Below are 18,832 nucleotides of genomic sequence, written 5' to 3'. Positions count from 1 at the left end.
CACCAGACTTCTGTCAGCCGGGCGTGCGCACATCCCTCAGGCGTTCACGTCACGAAACCCCGTCTCATTCACCCACAACGCGATCCCCGTGCGCGACCGCAGGCCGAGCTTGTCGCGGATGCTGTTGAGGTGCGTGGCGACCGTGCCGATCGACACCGCGAGCCTGGTCGCGATCTCCCGGTTCGTGAGCCCGGCCGCAATGAGCGACGCGATCTCCAGCTCACGCGGGCTCAGCGGGCCTCGCGTCGCGGATGCCGTGCGCCGCAACGCGTACGCCACCAGCTCGTCGTCGCGCATCCGGCGGCCGGCCGCCTCCGCCGCCGCGGCCGCCGCGCCGGTGAGCCTGGTGCGCGCCCGCGTCGTCGCCTCCGTCACGACGCCGCGCCAGTACGCCTCCGGCTCCCGCTGGCTGCGCGACCGCCCGCGCGCGGCGGCCGCGGCGATCCGCAACGCGCGCTTGGCGTTGCCTGCCGCGGCGGCCGTGACCGCCAAGCCCTCCAGCGAGTGGAGCAGCAGCGGGCTGCGCGGCTGCGACGCCTCCAGCGCCTCGGTGAACGCGGACTCCGCGGCGTCCCACTCCCCCGCCACCAGCCGGATCGCGCCGTGCGTGTGCATCACCGCGGCGTAGTGCTGCGGGGTCGCCTCCGCGCGCAGCACGTCCACCGCGTCGCCCAGCACCTCGGCGGCCGCGTCGACCTGACCGGACTGGACCAGCGCCCAGGCGAGCCGGTTGCGGGCGATCGCGGCGTCCACCGGTCGGCCGAGCGACTCGACCACGTCCAGGCATTCCCAGTACGCCGCAACGGCTTCCGCTTGCCGTCCACCGCACAGCAACGCCAGCGCACGCGCGTCGAGCGCGTTCGCCAGCCCGGCCGGGCACTGCCGTCGCCTGGCCAGCCGCACGGCCTCCTCGGCCAGCGGCGCCCCGGACACGTGGTCGGCCTGCAGGCACGCGAGGACGGCGGCCAGCGACAGCACGTCGCCGCGCAGGTCCGACGCGGGCAGCCGGGCCAGCACCTCGGAGATCAACTGCCGCGCGGGCGTCAGGTTGCCCTGCCGGTACCAGCAGCGCACCAGCCCGACCGCGAGCACGGCATGACGTTCGTCCGTCGCGTGCGCCACCGCCGCGACGAGGTTCTCCTGCTCTCGGCACAGCTCGCGCCCGAGCTCCTCGCCGAGCACGAGCGTTCCGCACACGGGTCCGGCGACACCCACGAGCCAGTCCGCGGCCCGGTCCTGGGCGAGCCCCAGTTCACCTGCCTCGACGAGCCGGTCGAACGCGTACGCGCGGATCAGGTTCAGCTGCCGGAACCGCCCGGCGTCGCGCATCCGCACGACCAGCGACTTGGCCTCGAGGTTGCACACCAGCCTGCCGACGAGGTCCGGCGAGATGCCGTCGAACGCGCACACCGCGACGGCACCGGCGAGGTCGAACCCACCGGACAGCACGGCGAGCCTGCGGAACACCGCGCGCTCCTCGTCGGACAGCAACCGGTGGCTCCACCCGATCGTCGCCGCCAGCTCGCGGTGCCGCACCGGCGCGGTCCGGTCCCCGTCGGTCAGCAGCTGCTCGTGCAGCCCGGCGAGGATCTGCTCGAACGACAGCGCACCTGCCCGCCGCGCGGCCAGCTCGATGGCGAGCGGCAACCCGTCGAGCCTGCGGCAGATCTGCCCGGCGACGGGCACGTTCTCGTCCGTCAGCTCCAGCAACGGATCGGCGGCCTGCGCCCGTGAGACGAACAACTGCACGGCGTCGGAACGCAGGACGTCCGTGCGGTCCGACGCGTTCTCGGCGGGCAGCGACAACTCGCTCAGCCGGTAAACGACCTCGCCGCGGATCCGCAGCGCCTCCCGGCTGGTGGCGATCACCCGCAGGCCGGGGCACCGGCGCAGCAGCTCGTCGACGAGCAGTGCGCACGGGTCGGCCAGGTGCTCGCAGTTGTCCAGCACCAGCAACACTTTCGTGCTCAACGACGCGACCAGCGCGTCGATCATCCGCGCGCCACCGCGCTCGTCCGCGCCGAACGCCGCGGCCACGGCGGGGAGCACGTCGGTCACCGAGTCGAGCTCGACGAACCGCGCCTGCTCGTCACCCCTGACCAGCTCCAGCGCGAGCCGCGTCTTGCCGACACCACCCGGCCCGACCAGCGTGACCAGCCGGTTCGACCGGGCGAGCGCGCGCACGCCGATCAGGTCCTGCTCGCGTCCGATGAGCCCGTCGAGCGGGGTGTCCGGCTGCCTGCGCTGCCGGTGCGCGCGCTGCCTGCACGTGCCCGAGCAGTACCTGGCAGGCCGTCCGCCGCGTGGTTGGAGCGGGACGCCGCAAGCCTCACATCTCCTCGCCGCCACTGCGCTGACCCTAGTAGCAGTCCGTATCAAGACGTATACTTCCCGTGGTTGAGGACACTTCTTGTCCTCGTTGGATGACAGACTTCCGCCATGCTCGAAACCTCCGCACGGCTGCTGCGCCTGCTGTCGCTGCTCCAGGTCCGGCGCGACTGGACGGGCCCGGAGCTGGCCGAACGCCTGAGCGTCGACGTGCGCACGATCCGCCGCGACGTGGACAAGCTGCGCAGCCTCGGCTACCCGGTGAACTCGCTGCCCGGCGTGACCGGCGGCTACCAGCTGGGCGCCGGCGCCGAGCTGCCGCCGTTGCTGCTGGACGACGACGAGGCCGTCGCCGTTGCGGTAGGCCTGCGGACCGCCGCGAACGGCACCGTCGCGGGCATCGAGGAGACCTCCGTGCGCGCACTCGCGAAGCTGGAACAGGTGCTGCCGTCCCGGCTGCGCCGCCGCGTGCAGGCGCTCCAGGAGCACACGACCCCGCTCACCGCGGGCGGCCCCGCGGTCAACGCCGAGGTGCTGACCGTGATCGCCGGCGCGTGCCGCGACCACCAGCAGCTGCGGTTCACCTACCGGTCCGGTGCGGACACGCGGCGGCTGGTCGAGCCGCTCGGACTCGTGCACACCGGTCGCCGCTGGTACTTCGTCGCGTGGGACGTCGACCGCGCCGACTGGCGCACCTTCCGGGCGGACCGGATCGCGGACGTCCCCGCTCTCGCCGCCCGGTTCACGCCGCGCACCGCGCCCGCCGACGATCTCGCCGCGTACGTGTCGCGGTCGGTCGCTTCGTCCGTCTACACCTACCAAGCGGTGCTGGTCATCCACGCACCGTTGGAAGACGTCGCCGACCGCACCTCCCCCACTTCGGTGCAGCTCGAGGAGATCGACGCTTCGTCGTGCCTGATGCGCAGTGGCGGGGAGTCGTTGGACACCATGGCGTTCCACCTGCTGCACATCGGCTTCGAGTTCGACGTGCTCGAACCGCCGGAGCTCGTGGAGCGGATGCGGGAGTTGTCCGAGCGCCTGGCGCGCTCAGTCAGCGGCCGTCGTTGAACGGCTTGAGGCGCGGGGTTCGCATAAAGTCTTGCCATGACGCTGGTCAGCGAGGACTTCGCCCGCGTAGCGGACCCGTTCCGCCGCGAGCTGCTCGCCCACTGCTACCGCATGCTCGGCTCGGTGCACGACGCCGAGGACCTGGTGCAGGAGACGTACCTGCGCGCGTGGCGGTCGTTCGCGGGCTTCGAGGGCCGCTCGTCGGTCCGCACGTGGCTGTACAAGATCGCGACGAACGTCTGCCTGACCGCGCTGGACAGTCGCACGCGGCGGCCGCTGCCCGCCGGGCTCGGCGCGTCGTCGGGGCCGGACGACCCGCTGGTGCAGGACCACGAGGTGCCGTGGCTGGAGCCGATCCCGACCGACCCGGCCACGATCGTCGGTGAGCGGCAGTCCACCCGGCTGGCGTTCGTGGCGGCGCTGCAGCTGCTGCCTGCCCGCCAGCGCGCGGTGCTGATCCTGCGCGACGTGCTCCGGTGGTCGGCGGCGGAGGTGGCCGAGCAGCTGGACATGACGGTCGCGGCGGTCAACAGCGCGTTGCAGCGGGCCCGTTCCCAGGTCGGCGAGCTGAACGAGGACGACGTGGTGGAACCGTCCTCACAGGACCAGCGCGCGGTGCTCGACCGGTGGGTGAAGGCGTTCGAGGCCAAGGACATCCCGGCGATCGTCGCGATGTTCACCGAGGACGTCGTGTGGGAGATGCCGCCCTACCCCGGCTGGTACCTGGGGCCGGACATGGTGGCGTGGCACCTCACCAACCAGTGCCCCGCGGTGCCGGGCGGGGCGCGGATGCTGGCCGTCGAGGCCAACGGCCAGCCCGCGTACGGCCTCTACCTGCGTGCGCCGGACGGCGTGTTCCGGCCGTTCAACCTCCAGGTCCTGACGTTCACCGGCGACCGGGTCAGGCACGTCGCCTCGTTCTTCGACCCTCGCCTGTTCGCCACGTTCGGCCTGCCGGACACCGCCTAACCCAGTTTCTCGACCAGATCGACCGCCTCCTCCGCGCAGCCCCAGGAGAAGGTGAAGCCCGACCCGCCGTGCCCGATGTTGTGCACGACGGCCGAGCCGCGCGCGATCTCCAGGCGCACGTTGCGCTGCCGGTACGGGCGCAGTCCCACCCGCACCGGGTTGCCGGGCATCAGCTCGGCGCCGCGCAGCGCGGGCAGGAACGCGCGGCAGCGCGCCACCATCTCGAGCACCTGCCTGCTCTTCATGGTCAGGTCGGTCGTCCACTGGTCGGGCTCGACGAGTCCGCCGAGCACCAGGCGGTCGCGGCCGCGCGGCACGACGAAGATCATGTTCTGGCCGTGCGCGTGCTCGTCGAACGCCATGCAGTGCGCCGAGGTGATGCCGGGGTTGCGGGCGTGCACGACCGCGCCGCGCAACGGCCGCAGGTCGTCGTCGGACGCCAGCTCGATCGCGCCGAGGCCGGTGCAGTTGACGATCGCCGACGCGTCGTAGCGGCGCAGCAGCTTCGCCTGGTTCTCGACGAGGTTGCCGCGCACGAGGCCGATCTCGACCTCGCAGCCCGACGTGCGCACCTCGCGCAGCAGCCACGCCAGGTACCGGTCGGTGTCGATCATCGGGGCCACGTGCTCGTAGGCGTCGACCGCTTCCTTCGAGACGCCGTGCAGCGCGATCAGCGTCGCGTCGTGCCGGAAACCCTTCACGTGCGCGCGGAGCTCGGTCATCTTGGCCAGCGCGACGGGGTCCCGTTCCACCGGCGTGCGGTGGTAGAACACCGCGGGCCGCATGAACACACCGGTCAGCGGGTCGGCCGCCAGGTCGTTGAAGATCTGGTACGACAGCGCGGCCCACTCCTTCGACCTGCTCAGCGAGAGCTGGTCGCGGTGCTGGCCGCAGACCGCAGGAGGCCACTCCCACAGCGCTCCCGCGACCACCGACGTCACGTGCGGCGCGAACCGGTCCGCGACCACGGTGACCTCGAAGCCCCGGCGTCGCGCGCACAACGCGGTCGTCAAGCCGATCACGCCCGCACCGATGACCAGCACGCGCCGGGAGTAGCGCCTGGGTAAGTGATATCGCATTCGTCCTCCAGTTGGTGACCCGACAGGAGGACGAACGTTGACATCACAAGCACAGTTCGGGATTCAGCCCGTTTGCGGCCGAATGACGTAACCCTACTGAGACGTCAGGAACTTCTCGACGGGCAGCGCGCGATCGACGACGCGCAGGTCACCGAGCCAGCCGTGGTACGACTTCTCGACGATCCGGTTGTACGCGTAGGCACCGATGAGCCACGGGTCACCGGCCGTGGAGATCCCGACCGCCGGAGTGGACGGGTTGCGCAGCAGCTCGGCACCGTCCACGAACAGCTTGGTGTGCCTGCCGTCGTTCACCACGGCCACGTGCCACCAGGTGTCCTGCGCCATCTCGTGGCCCCAGTTGGTGGACAACCCGTTCTGGTTCCTGGGAAAGACGGCCCACTGCAGCCCGCCGCCACCGGCGAGGTTGAGCGTGCAGATCGGCTCGCTCGGGTCGTCACCGGTCTTGCCCGCCGCCGAGCCGGGCGCGAGCTTCGTGAACAGCCCGCACCACGCGTGGTCGAACCCCTTGGGCATCTTGATGAACGCCTCGATCGTGTAGCCGCGGTCGAACGTCATCCGGTTGATCGGCGCGTTGTCCACGGTGGACAGGTAGCCGTCCTTGCCGAAGAACGTGCTGCCGTGGCTGGGCGAGTCGCGGTGGTGATCGGGTGACTGGGTGAGGTTGCCCACCTGCTTGAGGTCGTTCCCGTTGCCCGACAGGTCCTTCAGCGACTCGGACCGCCAATACGCGACCATGCCGGGCACGAGCACCTGCCTCACCGGACGCGCGGGCCGCACGGGAACGGGCGCGAACCCGGCGAACCGCTGCTCGAAGTCGATCGGCACGCTGAACCGGTCGGCCGCGCCGGTCAGCTCGATCTCCCCGCGCTCCAGCGAGTTGAGCCTCTTCTTGGCCGCCAGCCACGGCGAGAACGTCCGGACGTCGATCACGTCGCGCGCCAGGTCGAACTGGTAGAGCCGGATCATCGCGCTGCCGCCGTAGTAGCGGTCCTGGTAGTTCGTGATGTGCACGTGCACGTCGTTGCCCGCGGTGTTGCGCAGCACCGCCCGCGCGGGCGGCCAGAAGTGGCCGTTGAGCGTGAGGAAGATCTGGTCGTTGTCCTTGATCAGCTCGTTCCACAGCCTGCGGCCGTAGTCCGACAGCTCGGCCGTGTCCTGCTCCCCCGCCTGCACGAGCTCGTGCGTGGTCAGGATGACCGGCAGCTTCGGGTGCTTCGTCAGCACCTCGCGCGCCCACGCGAAGCCCTTGGCGGACATGCGCCAGTCCAGCGCGAGCACCAGCCACTCGCGGCCGGCCGCCCTGAAAACGTGGTAGCTGTTGTAGCCGTCCGCGCTCGCGCCGCGGAACGTCGGCGAGTTCTCGAACCGGTGCGGCCCGAACTCGTCGAGGTACGGGGTGCGGCCGCGCTGGTCGTCGGTGCGCGAGTCGAGGTCGTGGTTGCCCGCCAGCACGCTGTAGCCGACCCGGCGCCGGTCGAGGACCCTGAACGAGTCGCTGATGTCGTCGATCTCGCTCTTCAGTCCGTTCTCGGTGAGGTCGCCGAGGTGCGAGATGAACACGATGTTCTCGCGGCCGGTGTTGTCCAGCAGGTAGCGCAACGACGCGTCGAGCGGCTCCGAGTCGCCTCGGTCCTGATCGAACAGGTACTGCGTGTCCGGGATCACGGCGAGCGTGAAGCGCTGGCTGCCGGGGTCCGGGCGGCCGCCGATCCGGATGTCGGGCGCCGCGTGCGCCGCGGGGGTCGTGACCAGGGCGGCAGCGGCCCCGGTGCCCAGCAGGAACGTTCGGCGGGTCGTCATGCGCGGCATGCTAGGTGCGTTCACACAACAGGAAACAAACTGACCGTTAACCTTGGGCTCGTGTCACTGGGGTTGATGCTCGCCGGCGTGGTCGTGGCGCTCGGCGGGCTGTTGCAAGGTCTCGTCGGGTTCGGCCTGTCACTGCTGGCCGTGCCGCTGCTCGCGTTGCTCGATCCGACGTTGTTGCCGGTGCCGGTGCTGATCGCGGCCACCGCGCACTCGATCATGTCGCTGATCCGCGAGCACTCGCACGTCGACTGGCGCGGCGTCGGCTGGGCCATGGCGGGCAGGCTGCCCGGCACGGTCGTCGGCATCTGGCTCGTCGACTCCCTGTCGCAGCGCGACTTCGGCCTGCTCGTCGGCGCCGTCGTACTCGGCTGCGTGGTGCTGTCGGTGGTCGCGTGGCGGCCGTCGCCGACGCCCCGCGCGCTCGTGACGGCCGGGGTGGCCAGCGGGTCGTTCGGCACGGCCATGTCCGTCGGCGGGCCGGTCGTCGGGCTGCTCTACCAGGACTCGAAGGGGCCGGAGGTGCGCGCCACGATGGCCGCGTTCTTCGTGCTCGGCTCCGGCGCGTCCATCCTCGGCCTGCTGATGGCCGGTCAGGTGCACGCGCGTCAGCTGTGGACCGGGCTGGCGCTGATCCCGTTCCTCGTCGCCGGGTTCCTGCTGTCCGGGCCGTTGCGGAAGCGGTTCGACGCGGGTGGCATCCGCACACCGGTGCTCGTCGTGTGCGGCGCCAGCGCGCTGGTGCTGATCGTCAGGAGCCTGCTCGCATGACCGCCGTCTACGCGGGCCTCGCGGTGCTGGCGCTCGCCGGCTGGTTCCGGACGCGTCGCTGGCAGAAGGTCCGAGGCCTCGACCTGACGCTCGCGCTCGTCGTGGCCCTCGTGGTGTACGTGGCCGACTCGGCGTGGCGGACGGACGGCCTGATCGCCGCCGGTGTCCTGGCACTGGTGATCACCGTCGTCGCGCCGCCCCGTGCGTGGGTGCCGCTGGCGGCCGCGGGTGTGTTCGCACTGGCCGTCGAGCCGTGGAACCAGCTGAACCTCGGCCTGGACCACGTCGTCAGCTTGATCGACACCTCGGGCACCACGATCACTCCGTTCTACGAGAGCAGCCAGCCTGACTACTACTACGGCTGGTTCTCGTACCAGCCGGGTGGTGAGACGTCGCTGGCCGTGTCGTTCACCGAGGGCCGGACACTTCCGCTCGCCGCACTCGTGCTCGCGGCCGGACTCGCCGGCTGGGCAGCGCGACGGCGCAACATCCCGGTCGCGCTGGTCGCCGTCGCGTTCGGCGCGCTGGCGCTCTACTCACCGGCCCCCGCTCTGTTGCTGCTGGCCGCCACCGCTCTGGCGGTGTACCCGCGCGACCGGACGTACCCGTTGTTCACGGGCGGAGTCGTGCTGCTCGCCGGCATCGTGCACGTCGTCCTCGCGCCTTCAGGGCCGTACAGCGGGTTCGGCATCGACGCGGTGTGGATCTGGCTGGCAGGCATCGCGATCTCATCTGGACTGCTCGTCTGGGCGCTCGTGCGGCGCGACGCGGTGGCGTGCCTGGTCGCGCTGGCCGCGTTGCTGATGACGTGGCCGAGCCGGCCTGGACCGGACGAGCCCGGCGCGCGGTTCCTGATCTCCGAACTGTTCACCGCGCAGACCGGGCCCGTCGTGTGGCCGCTGATCTTCCCCGCCGCGCTACCGGCGATCGTGCTGGTGGCCGGTGCGCTGATCTACCGGCGCCGGAAGGTGTAGACGGCCGTCTCGGCGCTGCACGGCGTCGGCAGGTTCACCGACATGCGCAGCAGTCCGGTCGCGACGTCGTAGTCGACGCCCTCGGTGACGAAGCTGCCGGTGCACGTGCCGTCCATCGGCACCTGGCCGAGCCGCTGGATCCGCGCCCGGTTGTCACCCCCGCGCACCGGGCCGGCCAGATCGAGCTGCAGGAACGACATGCTCGTCGGGAACAGGTCGTTGAAGTTGTCGGACGTGCCGCACAGGATGCGCACGGCGTTGATGAAGTCGCAGCCCTGCACGCTGCGCACCGGGCGGTCGAGCTTGATCCGGCCGACCAGCGGCAGCTTGCCGCCACCGGCGGGCACGCGCGGGTTCAGCACCGGCGCGGGGAAGACGAACAGCTCCTGGACCTTCTCCAGCGTGCCCGCGACGAGCCACTGGCCGTCCGGGGAGACGGTGACGAACGAGTTGGCGTTGAGCGACGGCTCACCGGGCTCCAGCTCGTGTTCGTATTTGAAACTGCGCCCGTCCGGCAGCGTCACGAGGAACATCTTGGTGGTGCGCGACGTGTCCTTGGTCCACTGGTATGCGTCGAAGACGTGGCCGCGGATGGCGTCCGTGTCGCCGATGTGGCCCCAGCCCTCGTCCTTGATCGGCTGCGGGATCCCGGCGTTGCCGCGGTAGTAGACGACGGACTTGTTGGTCCCGAGCCCCTCGTCGGCGAGGGTCCTCGACACCGTGGTCCGGTCGACCTGCCGCCAGCCGCGAATGGCCGCGGCGTCCGCCGTTCCGGCGCCCAGGAACAGCAGTGCGACAGCCAGCGCCGCAAATCTCATCGTGATGCCTCTCGTTCACGGCGGCGGCGAGCCCACTCTGGCCGCCGCCGCCGTGAAGATCAAGGCACCAACCGGTCTACGCGAACGGCTGGACGTTCGGGTGGAACACCTGACCGTTGTCCGGCGCCTTCAGGTCGACCAGGTACCTGGTGACCGCGGCGTCCGCACCGGCCGCCTTGCCGAGGATGCAGTGCCCGAACGCGTCGACGCTGATCAGCCGCGCGTTGCCGAGCTGACGCGCCATGCGGCGGGCGAACTCGTACTGCGTCGCCGGGTCGTAGTAGTTGCCGACCACGACGACCGGGTTCTTGGTCTTCCTGTTCCACGGCCCCGAGTACCGGTCCGGGAACGGCACCGGCCACGACGCGCAGGTCAGCAGGTCCGACGCGGCCTGCGAACGGCCGAACGTCGGCGACTCGCGCTCCCAGCGCTTCGCCACGAACGGGAACAGCTGCGGCGCCCGGACGAACGGCTTGTCCGTGCAGTTGACCCCGTAGTACGAGTCGTCCGCGAGGTACGGCCCGTCCTCCAGCGGGAGGAAGTCGAGCCTGCCGTTGTGCGCGGGCGCCAGCTCCGGGGCGTCCTGCGCGACCATCACACCGGGGTTGAGCACGGCGTGGATGCTCTGCAGCCATGCGGCGAGCGCGGTGAACGTGGCCGGCTGGTACAGGTTGCCCGCCACCCGGCCGATCAGGTCGCCGTACTTGACGACGGTGCCGTTCGGCAGCGTCACCGGCTTGACCTTCACGGCTTCGCGCAGCGCGTCGAACTTCTTGCGCGCGCCACCGCTCAACGCGCACTTGGGCCCGACGGCGTCGCAGCGCTTGAGGAACCCGTCGAGCGCGATCTCGAAGCCCTGGGCGCGTTCCCGGTCGTACTGCGTTCCGTTGTGGGTGCGCAGCTTCGGGTCGACGTTGCCGTCGATGACGATCGCGCGCGACCGCTGCGGGAACAGGTTCGCGTACGTCGCGCCGAGCAGCGTGCCGTACGAGAAGCCGACGTAGGTCAGCTCCTTGTCACCGACGCCCGCGCGGAACAGGTCCAGGTCGCGCGCCACGTCCTCGGTCGCCATGTGCTTGAGCAGCGGACCCGCGTTCTGGGCGCAGGCCCTCGTGTAGTCCTTGGTGGCGGTCATGTGACTGTCGATCTCCTGCTTGGAGACCGGCACGTCGTACATGCGGTTGAAGACCGCGTCCGCTTCCTCGGAGGTCTTGAAGCAGCGCAGCGGGGTGCTGCGGCCGACGCCCCGCGGGTCGAACCCGATGAGGTCGAAGCGCTCCATCACCTCGGGCGTGAAGAAGTTCGCCCCGAACCCGGCGTAACGCAGTCCGGCGCCGCCGGGGCCGCCTGGGTTGATGAACAGCGAGCCGATCTTCTTCGACTGGTCGGGCGCCGGGCGCTTCATCAGCGCGATGTCGATCTTCGCGCCGTTCGCGCGCGAGTGGTCGAGCGGCACCGGGTGGTTGGCGCAGCTGACCTTGGGCCGCTCGGCGACGGGGATCAGAGCGAGCACGTCCTCCGCGCACTTCCCCCAGGCGATCGGTGCCGCCTGCGACTGCGCTGCCTCCGGCTCCGCTGCGGCTGCGCTCGCCGGTGCGGCGACGAGGCCCAGCGCGAGAGCGGCCGTCAGTGCCGCTCTGACTGCTTTCGATGAGGTCACAGGGTGAAATCTTTCATTCACCCTGTGACGACAACACCCACGATCGGAGGATTGTCGCTGCGTCTCAGCAGGTTAGGCAGGGTGGCGCATGCGAGCTGCGCACACGTCCGCGCACACGTCACGCAGGCAAGCCGCGCACACGCCGCGCAAGCAGGCCGCGCACACGCCGAGCACACGCCGAGCACGGCTTCGCCGGGGTCCCCGCCAGGGGGTCCCCTGCTTTCATTCTCCCAGCCAGCACCGACAATTCCGGTCGCTCAACCTTGATCAACAGGCAAATCCGGCACAAAGCCGCTCACCCAGCGCGAGCCCGATCAGCGGCCACCGCTCAACTGGCGCGCGCGAGCGACACCGCGAACCGGCCCTCGTCATCGGTCCACCACCGGTGCAGCTCGAACCCGGCGTCCTCCAGTTCGCGGCGGACCCCGTCGCGCCGGAACTTGGCGGACACCTCGGTGCGCAGCTCCTCACCGGCCGCGAACTCCACGTCCAACCCGAGCTCCGAGAGGTGCACGTGCATCGCGCGCGTGGCCCGCAGGCGCATCTCGATCCACTCGCGCTCGGCGTTCCACAGAGCGACGTGTTCGAACGCGTCGACGTCGAAGTCGCCGCCCAGCTCGCGGTTGAGCACGCGCAGCACGTTGCGGTTGAACTCGGCCGTCACGCCCTGCGCGTCGTCGTACGCGCGCACCAGCACCTCGGAGTCCTTGACCAGGTCCGTGCCGAGCAGCAGCCACTCACCGGGGTCGAGCACGTCGCGCACCGAGTGCAGGAACTTCTCGCGCTCCTGCGGGATCAGGTTGCCGATCGTGCCGCCCAGGAAGGCCACCATCCGCGGCGACTCGCCCGGCAGCATGCCCAGGTGCTCGGTGAAGTCGCCGACCACGCCGTGCACGCGCAGGCCGGGGAAGTCGGCCATGATCGCCTTCGCGGCGTCGCGCAGGAACTCCGCGGACACGTCCTGCGGCACGAACTCGGCGAGCGTGCCCCGTTCCCGCAACGCGCTCAGCAGCAGGCGGGTCTTCTCCGACGAGCCGGAACCCAGCTCGACCAGCGAGTGCGCCCCCGTGGTCGACGCGATCTCAGCGGCGCGCCTGCCCAGCACCTCGCGTTCCGCGCGCGTCGGGTAGTACTCCGGCAGACGCGTGATGTCCTCGAACAACGCGCTGCCCACGGCGTCGTAGAACCACTTCGGTGACACCCACTTCGGGGTCGCGGTCAGGCCGGCGCGGACGTCCGCGCGCAACGCGTGCGCCGCATCCTCCGGGGTGAGATGCACATCCACCACTGGTTCGGTCATATCGGTTGAACCTCCACTGTGGACGGGTTTATTCCTGCGCAGAGCACGGAACGATCAGGGATCTCCCGCCACTCCGGGTCGTCGTCCAGCGGCTCGGAGGCCACGGTGACCGACTGTGCTTTCTCGAGCACCCACAAGGCATGCGTCCAGGTAGTGCCGACGAGCACGGTGCCGTCGGTGAGCAACAGGTTGAGCCGTGAGTGAGGTGACGCGTCCGCGATCTCGTTCACCAGGCGCACCACGGCCTCAGCGGGCTGCTCCCCCGCGTCGAGCCGGTGCCGCAGCACAGCCCACAGCAGCGCCGCGTCCGTGGGCGCGTCCATCGTCAGCAAATCCGTGACGGGCAACGTCTTCGCGATCTCCGCCGCGGTGTCCGGCCAGCCGTCGATGCGGCCGTTCAGGCTGAACAGCCAGCGGCCGTCGGTGAACGGCGCGCACGCCGTGTCCACCACCGGCATACCCGCTGTCGCCGACCGCACCGCGGCCAGGATCGCGCCCGACGACGTGGCCGCCGCTACAGCGCGCAGGTTGGCGTCGCCCCAGATCTGGCCGGTGCGGCGGTATCTGACCGGCCGACGTACGTCTCCCAGCGGAGGGCGCGATGGATCCAGTCCTGGGAACCAGCCGACGCCGTAGCCGTCGACGTTGACGGTTCCCCCGCCCCGCATGTCCTTCGGCGCGTACGCCTGGCGCTCCAGCGAGTGCGGCCGCTCGAAGAGCAGGTCGGCGACGGGCACGGCTGGGCCCAGGTAACCCAGGTGGCGGCACACCGCTAGAAGGCGTCCCGTGCGCAGCGGAACCCGGCGAAGATCTGCCGCCGGATCGGGTAGTCCCAGTTGCGGAACGTGCTGCGGACCGCCGCCTCGTCCGTCCCGAACGAACCACCGCGCAGCACCTTGTAGTCCGATCCGAAGAAGACCTTCGAGTACTCGGGGTACGGGAAGACCTCGAAACCGGGGTAGCCGTGGAAATCCGACGCCGTCCACTCCCACACGTCGCCGATCAGCTGGTGCACGCCCAGCGGTGACACGCCCGCCGGGTACGCGCCGACCGGCGCCGGGCGCAGGTGGCGCTGCCCCAGGTTCGCGTGCTGCGGCGTCGGGTCCTCGTCGCCCCACGGGTAGCGGCGCGAACGACCGGTCGCCGGGTCGTGGCGGGCGGCCTTCTCCCACTCGGCCTCGGTCGGCAGGCGCTTGCCCGCCCACTTCGCGTACGCCTCGGCCTCGAAGAAGCACACGTGCACAACGGGTTCGTTCGGCACGAGCGCCTCGGTGACGCCGAAAACCGTTCGGGCCCAGCCACTTCCCTCGCGCTGCCAGAACCTCGGCGCGCGCAGCTTGCTGTGCAGGCGGTGCATCCAGCCCTCGGCGCTCCAGAACTCCTCGCGGTCGTAGCCGCCTGCCGCGATGAACTCGGCGTACTCGGCGTTCGTCACCGGGGCCGTGTCGATGTGGAACGCCTTGACGTGCACGGGATGCGCGGGACGCTCGTTGTCCAGCGCCCACGGCTCGGTGCTGGTGCCCATCTCGAACGAGCCGGCGGGCACGAGCACTTCCGTTGTCAGCACGGCGTTTCCGGCCGGTGGTGGCGGCGCCTGCAGCACCGGGTCGCCGACGCGCAGCTGGTGCGTGGCGAGCATCGTCTCGTCGTGCTGCTGCTCGTGCTGCACGATCATGCCGAACGCGAAGGCGTTCTCCACCAGCCTGCGCCCTTCGAGCGGGACCTTCTCCAGCACGTCGAACACCTTGCCGCGCACGTCGCCGACGTACTGGCGGGTCTCCTTCGGACCGAGCAGCGGCAGCTCCGGCCGCTTGGACCGGGAGAACTTGAACGCGTCGTAGTACTCGTCGATGTCCTGGCGCACCGGCTCGCGTCCGCCGACGTCGCGGACGAGCCAGAGCTCCTCCTGGTTGCCGATGTGCGCGAGGTCCCACACCAGCGGCGACATCAGCTTGGAGTGCTGGCGCACCAGGTCGTGCTCGTCGACGGCGTCGGTCAGCTGGGTGCTGCGCGCACGCGACCTCTCGAGCTGCCTGGCGACGTGCTCCCTCAGTTGTTCGGTCATGCCAAGCCCCCTTGCAGTTCGTCGGCGATGGCGCTGACCTGTTCGGGCGACAGGTCCGTGCGGCTCAACGCCTGACATCCCAGTTCGACGACTTCGCGTGCGGCGCGGGCGATCCGGCTGTCCTGCATGCCGAAGCGGGCGGCGTGCAGCCAGCGGCCCTTCGCCGCCTCCGTCACGTCCAGCACCCGGTCCACAACGGACGCGTCGCTGAACAGCGCCACCAGCAGCGCGGTCGGGGCGATCCAGCCGCCCGGACGCGGCGTGTCGAGGTACCGCACCTCCATGTAGCCGCGGGGTCGGACCGGCGGGAACATCGTGCTGAGGTGGTAGTCCAGGTCGTCGCTGGTGGGATTGCGTTCGAGTGCCCCGCCGATCCAGTCCGCAAACGTCAGCCGGTGCGGCGGGATCCAGTTGGGACTGGGCCTGCGCATGACGATGACCGGCGTGTCGAGCACCCGGCGCGCGTAGGCGCCTGCCGGGTCGTCGCACACGGCCGCCGCACGCGTGCGGACAGGATCTGTGCCGTACAGGGTGCGCATGCGCGCGGACGCCCAGTCCGGCCTTTGGCCGCCGACGCCCGGTGAGTTCGCGAAGAGGGCGAGCATCACCGGTCCGAGCGCGTGCACCGCGGCCCAGCGCTTCGCGAGGTCCTGCTGGTGGCCGAAGTCCAGGCACACCTGCAGACCGGCGGTGCTGCACATCATGGTGATGCCGTCCGGCCCGCGCGGGTCGAACGCGTGCTGCATCGCGTCGTACCTGGGGACCTTCAGCATGCGGCGCGGTGGCCGGTGCGGGTCGGCGCCGCGGTCGCCGAGAACCAGGCCCTCCTGGGCCAGCAACGCGGTGAGCTGGGTGATGTCCTCCGCCACTGTCGCGAACAGCTCGCCTAGCGAGGCGCGGGGCGGGGTGGAGATCTCGATCTGACCGCCGGGTTCGACGGTGAGCGGGGTGCCGGTGGGCAACGGCCGCTGGGGGCTGTCGGGTACGAGCGTCGGTGGTGCGTGTTCGCCGAGTGCGGCGGCCAGTCGACGCGGATCAAGGGGCTGGCTGGGGTCTTCCGCGTGGTGGACCGTCCACTCGAGCTCGAGTCCGAACAACTTCGGAGGTCCGTGCTTGAAGCAAACCGAGGCCACGTAGGCCTCGGCCTCGGCGCGGTCTCTGAAGAGAACCGGCGCCGGCTGGTCGCGCAACGCAGTCAAAACACTCACTCCCCGTGATCATCGAGCTGATTCGACGCTACACGGGAGCCCTGACAGTCGCACGCCTGCAACCGTTGCGGATCAAGGAAAAGGGGGCCGCCACGCGTGTGACGGCCCCCACTTCCGGCTAAGGCGCCGCGGTGGAGAACCCGACCAGCTTCGCGGTGCCGAGCGAGGCCTTCTTGGCCGCCGCCTCGACGTCCGCGACCTTCGAGTTCTTGTTCAGGCCGGGCAGCTTCGCGACCTTCAACGCGTAGAGCGTGAACTCGTACTTGTGCTTGTTGCGCGGGCACGGGCCGAAGAACTGCTCGGCCACGTCCGCCTTGCCCATGGCCTTCTGGTGCGTGCCGGGGAAGTCCGGCACGTCGTAGCCCTTCTTCAGGCCCTCCGGCAGCGCTTTGGCCGTGGCGGGGATGTCCCACGCGGCCCAGTGCTTGCCGCCGTTCGCGGTGTCGATGAACACCAGCGCGAAACTCTGCGCTTTCAGGTCACCCGCGTCCCACGCCAGCGGCGGGGAAATGTCGTTACCAGGTTTGTGGTCCTGTGCGCACGAGTACTTGTCCGGAATGTTCCCGTTGTTCTTGAACGCGGTACTGCTAAGTGTGAACGGAGCGGGTGCGGCGATGGCCGGTGCGGCGATGGCGAATGCGGACGCGACGACGGCCGTGGCCAGCAGAATCTTTCTCATGACAAACCTCCAGGTAAACAGGCGGCGGAGGTTTCGAACATTCAATCGCTATCCATACGACCACAGATCGTCGTCCGATGCAATACTGTCCGCGACGGTCGCGTTCCGCCGCGTGAACCCTCTTACCTGGCAGTTCACAAGGGAGAACAATGCGCAATTTCCAGCTCGCTCTGGTGGCGGCGGCGCTGATCGCCGCGGGCACCGCGACACCTGCTTCGGCACAGGGCCGGGTGCTGGGCGCGGACAGCCCCACCGCGGTGCCGGACAGCTACCTCGTCGTGCTGCGCGAGCACATCGCGTCCGCGGACGTGTCGAGGCGCCACGGCGCGAACGTGACCCGCACGTACTCGTCGGCCCTGAACGGCTTCGCGGCCACGATGACCGCCGCACAGGCCCGCGCCGTCGCCGCCGACCCCGCCGTGTCGTTCGTGCAGCAGAACCAGCGCCTGTCCCTGCTCGACGCCCAGAACAACCCGCCGTCGTGGAGCCTGGACCGCATCGACCAGCGCGTCCCACCGCTGGACCAGACCTACTTCTACGCCACCGACGCCGCCACGGTGAACGCCTACGTCATCGACACCGGCATCCGCATGACCCACACGACGTTCGGCGGCCGCGCCCACTCCGGCTACGACGCGATCGACAACGACAACGACGCCTCCGACTGCCACGGCCACGGCACCCACGTGGCGGGCACGGTGGGCGGCACCGAGTTCGGCGTCGCGAAGAAGGCCACCCTGCACGCCGTCCGCGTGCTGGACTGCAAGGGCTCCGGCACCACCGAGCAGGTGGTGGCCGGCATCGACTGGGTCACCAAGAACGCCGTGAAACCCGCCGTGGCCAACATGTCCCTGGGCGGCGAGGAAGACGCCGTGCTAGACGCGGCGGTGAAACGCTCGGTCGACTCCGGCATCACCTACGCGGTGGCCGCGGGCAACAGCAACAACGACGCCTGCACCATGTCCCCGGCCCGTGAACCGAGCGCCATCACCGTGGGCGCGACGGCCCGCGACGACGGCCGCGCCTACTTCTCGTCCTACGGCAAGTGCCTGGACATCTGGGCGCCGGGCCTGGGCATCACGTCGTCGTGGAAGGACAGCGACACCGCCACGCTGTCCGCCAGCGGCACCTCGATGGCCTCCCCGCACGTGGCAGGAGCCGCAGCCCTGTACCTGGCCAAGAACCCCACCGCCACACCACAACAGGTCAACGACGCCCTGGTAGCCGCCGCCACCGACGGCCGCGTGACGAACCCGGGCCCGTTGTCCCCCAACAAACTGCTCTACACCAACCACGGCATCACCCCGCCCGCTCCCGCCCCCGGCTGCGGCACGAAGACCAACGCGAACAAGGTCGCCGTGCCCGACGCGGGCGAGGCGATCAGCACCGCCATCCGCTACGCGGGCTGCGCGGGCAAGGCCCCGAAGGCCACGAAGATCGCCATCAAGGTGACGCACGAGTACAAGAGCGACCTCAAGGTCGACCTGATCGCGCCGAGCGGGAAGTCCTACGTGGTCAAGAAGAACAGCGTCGGCACCTGGCAGTCGACCTACACGCTCGACCTCTCGGGTGAGGACAAGAACGGCACCTGGCAGCTGGTGGTGCAGGACCGTTCCGAGGGGTTCGACGGCACTTTGGACAGCTGGTCCATCACGTTGCCCAAGAGCTACTAGTTCCGCGGCGGTATGCCTGAGGCGCGGATTCGCGGGGCCTGACAGGGGTCCGCGAATCCGCGCTTCGCCCGTGGTGGACAACAGCCTGGGCGTGTTGGGCGTGTCGACGTGCCGGTGCTGCCCGACCACCGCTAGCGATCGCGGCCGCGCTCACGCGGGCGTCCCCCGCACTCGAGAACCCCCCGATCCATGCTCGCAGCCAGCACCGACAATCCCCGGCCCAGAGCCACGCCAACCACGAAACCGGGGTGCGACAGCCCGCACTTCTGCGGCACCACGTGGCCCCCGCGAGCGAAGCGAAGCCAGCACGACAAGCACCCCCACGAACCGGCAGGTGCGTGGCGGGCACGACGGCACAGGCAGGCGCCACGGGAGCACGGCGAATCCGCCAGGCACCAAGAGAGCACCGCCCC

The 18,832-nt window shown here is 70.2% G+C and carries 15 protein-coding genes; 5 read left to right on the top strand and 10 right to left on the bottom strand.

What is annotated here, in order from left to right; all coding sequences use genetic code 11:
* Nucleotides 1-36: 36 nt before the first annotated feature.
* Nucleotides 37-2,349 carry an ATP-binding protein gene (locus tag FKR81_RS13715; RefSeq protein ID WP_146351776.1) on the bottom strand — a complete coding sequence of 771 codons (2,313 nt, stop codon included), beginning with the start codon at nt 2,347-2,349 and terminating at the stop codon, nt 37-39.
* 90 nt (nt 2,350-2,439) lie between these two features.
* Between FKR81_RS13715 and FKR81_RS13705 the strand changes: the two genes are divergently transcribed.
* Both FKR81_RS13705 and FKR81_RS13700 read left to right on the top strand, forming a co-directional pair.
* Complete coding sequence (locus FKR81_RS13705) at nt 2,440-3,396, top strand: helix-turn-helix transcriptional regulator (RefSeq protein WP_186762959.1); 957 nt, start codon at nt 2,440-2,442, stop codon at nt 3,394-3,396.
* Between the two features lie 36 nt (nt 3,397-3,432).
* Nucleotides 3,433-4,365: a sigma-70 family RNA polymerase sigma factor gene (locus FKR81_RS13700; RefSeq protein WP_146351775.1), complete on the top strand. Its 933-nt coding sequence runs from the start codon at nt 3,433-3,435 to the stop codon at nt 4,363-4,365.
* Here FKR81_RS13700 and FKR81_RS13695 read toward each other — a convergent pair.
* Nucleotides 4,362-5,444: an FAD-dependent oxidoreductase gene (locus FKR81_RS13695; RefSeq protein WP_146351773.1), complete on the bottom strand. Its 1,083-nt coding sequence runs from the start codon at nt 5,442-5,444 to the stop codon at nt 4,362-4,364. The genes FKR81_RS13700 and FKR81_RS13695 overlap by 4 nt on opposite strands.
* Nucleotides 5,445-5,537: 93 nt before the next feature.
* Nucleotides 5,538-7,265, bottom strand: coding sequence for a LamG-like jellyroll fold domain-containing protein (locus FKR81_RS13690; protein WP_146351771.1), 1,728 nt, complete (start codon nt 7,263-7,265; stop codon nt 5,538-5,540).
* A 60-nt stretch (nt 7,266-7,325) separates the two neighbouring features.
* On the opposite strand from FKR81_RS13690, the gene FKR81_RS13685 reads away from it, so the two are divergent.
* On the top strand, nt 7,326-8,042 hold the full coding sequence (locus FKR81_RS13685) for a sulfite exporter TauE/SafE family protein (RefSeq protein ID WP_235921520.1): 717 nt from the start codon (nt 7,326-7,328) through the stop codon (nt 8,040-8,042).
* Complete coding sequence (locus FKR81_RS13680) at nt 8,039-9,016, top strand: hypothetical protein (RefSeq protein WP_146351769.1); 978 nt, start codon at nt 8,039-8,041, stop codon at nt 9,014-9,016. Before FKR81_RS13685 ends, FKR81_RS13680 begins: the two co-directional genes overlap by 4 nt.
* Here FKR81_RS13680 and FKR81_RS13675 read toward each other — a convergent pair.
* From FKR81_RS13675 to FKR81_RS13645, 7 genes are all read right to left on the bottom strand, one after another.
* Nucleotides 8,995-9,834, bottom strand: coding sequence for a hypothetical protein (locus FKR81_RS13675; RefSeq protein ID WP_146351767.1), 840 nt, complete (start codon nt 9,832-9,834; stop codon nt 8,995-8,997). The two genes, FKR81_RS13680 and FKR81_RS13675, sit on opposite strands and share 22 nt — an antisense overlap.
* Before the next feature lie 76 nt (nt 9,835-9,910).
* On the bottom strand, nt 9,911-11,494 hold the full coding sequence (locus FKR81_RS13670; RefSeq protein WP_186762958.1) for an alpha/beta hydrolase: 1,584 nt from the start codon (nt 11,492-11,494) through the stop codon (nt 9,911-9,913).
* Nucleotides 11,495-11,822: 328 nt separating this feature from the next.
* Nucleotides 11,823-12,794 carry an L-histidine N(alpha)-methyltransferase gene (gene egtD, locus FKR81_RS13665; RefSeq protein WP_146351765.1) on the bottom strand — a complete coding sequence of 324 codons (972 nt, stop codon included), beginning with the start codon at nt 12,792-12,794 and terminating at the stop codon, nt 11,823-11,825.
* Nucleotides 12,791-13,564: an ergothioneine biosynthesis protein EgtC gene (gene egtC, locus FKR81_RS13660; RefSeq protein WP_146351763.1), complete on the bottom strand. Its 774-nt coding sequence runs from the start codon at nt 13,562-13,564 to the stop codon at nt 12,791-12,793. The genes egtD and egtC overlap by 4 nt, the downstream gene beginning before the upstream one ends.
* 2 nt (nt 13,565-13,566) lie before the next feature.
* The gene (gene egtB, locus FKR81_RS13655) at nt 13,567-14,859 is read right to left on the bottom strand and encodes an ergothioneine biosynthesis protein EgtB (protein WP_146351761.1); all 1,293 of its coding nucleotides are present in this window, start codon (nt 14,857-14,859) and stop codon (nt 13,567-13,569) included.
* On the bottom strand, nt 14,856-16,067 hold the full coding sequence (locus tag FKR81_RS13650; RefSeq protein ID WP_146351760.1) for a glutamate-cysteine ligase family protein: 1,212 nt from the start codon (nt 16,065-16,067) through the stop codon (nt 14,856-14,858). Before FKR81_RS13650 ends, egtB begins: the two co-directional genes overlap by 4 nt.
* Before the next feature lie 118 nt (nt 16,068-16,185).
* Nucleotides 16,186-16,746 (bottom strand): YbhB/YbcL family Raf kinase inhibitor-like protein, encoded by a 561-nt coding sequence (locus FKR81_RS13645; RefSeq protein ID WP_146351759.1) that lies wholly within the window; start codon nt 16,744-16,746, stop codon nt 16,186-16,188.
* Between the two features lie 149 nt (nt 16,747-16,895).
* Between FKR81_RS13645 and FKR81_RS13640 the strand changes: the two genes are divergently transcribed.
* On the top strand, nt 16,896-18,419 hold the full coding sequence (locus FKR81_RS13640; RefSeq protein WP_222598257.1) for a S8 family serine peptidase: 1,524 nt from the start codon (nt 16,896-16,898) through the stop codon (nt 18,417-18,419).
* Nucleotides 18,420-18,832 lie beyond the last annotated feature (413 nt).

It is taken from the genome of Lentzea tibetensis, from assembly GCF_007845675.1.
Lineage (GTDB): Bacteria > Actinomycetota > Actinomycetes > Mycobacteriales > Pseudonocardiaceae > Lentzea > Lentzea tibetensis.
This window is presented reverse-complemented; position numbering and strand designations above follow the sequence as displayed.

What these genes read in the sequence shown, in the direction of transcription:
- FKR81_RS13705 (WP_186762959.1), top strand. Translation starts at nt 2,440, where the DNA reads ATGCTCGAAACCTCCGCACGGCTGCTGCGCCTGCTGTCGCTGCTCCAG.
- FKR81_RS13700 (WP_146351775.1), top strand. Translation starts at nt 3,433, where the DNA reads ATGACGCTGGTCAGCGAGGACTTCGCCCGCGTAGCGGACCCGTTCCGC.
- FKR81_RS13695 (WP_146351773.1), bottom strand. Translation starts at nt 5,444, where the DNA reads ATGCGATATCACTTACCCAGGCGCTACTCCCGGCGCGTGCTGGTCATC.
- FKR81_RS13690 (WP_146351771.1), bottom strand. Translation starts at nt 7,265, where the DNA reads ATGACGACCCGCCGAACGTTCCTGCTGGGCACCGGGGCCGCTGCCGCC.
- FKR81_RS13680 (WP_146351769.1), top strand. Translation starts at nt 8,039, where the DNA reads ATGACCGCCGTCTACGCGGGCCTCGCGGTGCTGGCGCTCGCCGGCTGG.
- FKR81_RS13675 (WP_146351767.1), bottom strand. Translation starts at nt 9,834, where the DNA reads ATGAGATTTGCGGCGCTGGCTGTCGCACTGCTGTTCCTGGGCGCCGGA.
- egtD (WP_146351765.1), bottom strand. Translation starts at nt 12,794, where the DNA reads ATGACCGAACCAGTGGTGGATGTGCATCTCACCCCGGAGGATGCGGCG.
- egtB (WP_146351761.1), bottom strand. Translation starts at nt 14,859, where the DNA reads ATGACCGAACAACTGAGGGAGCACGTCGCCAGGCAGCTCGAGAGGTCG.
- FKR81_RS13645 (WP_146351759.1), bottom strand. Translation starts at nt 16,746, where the DNA reads ATGAGAAAGATTCTGCTGGCCACGGCCGTCGTCGCGTCCGCATTCGCC.
- FKR81_RS13640 (WP_222598257.1), top strand. Translation starts at nt 16,896, where the DNA reads ATGCGCAATTTCCAGCTCGCTCTGGTGGCGGCGGCGCTGATCGCCGCG.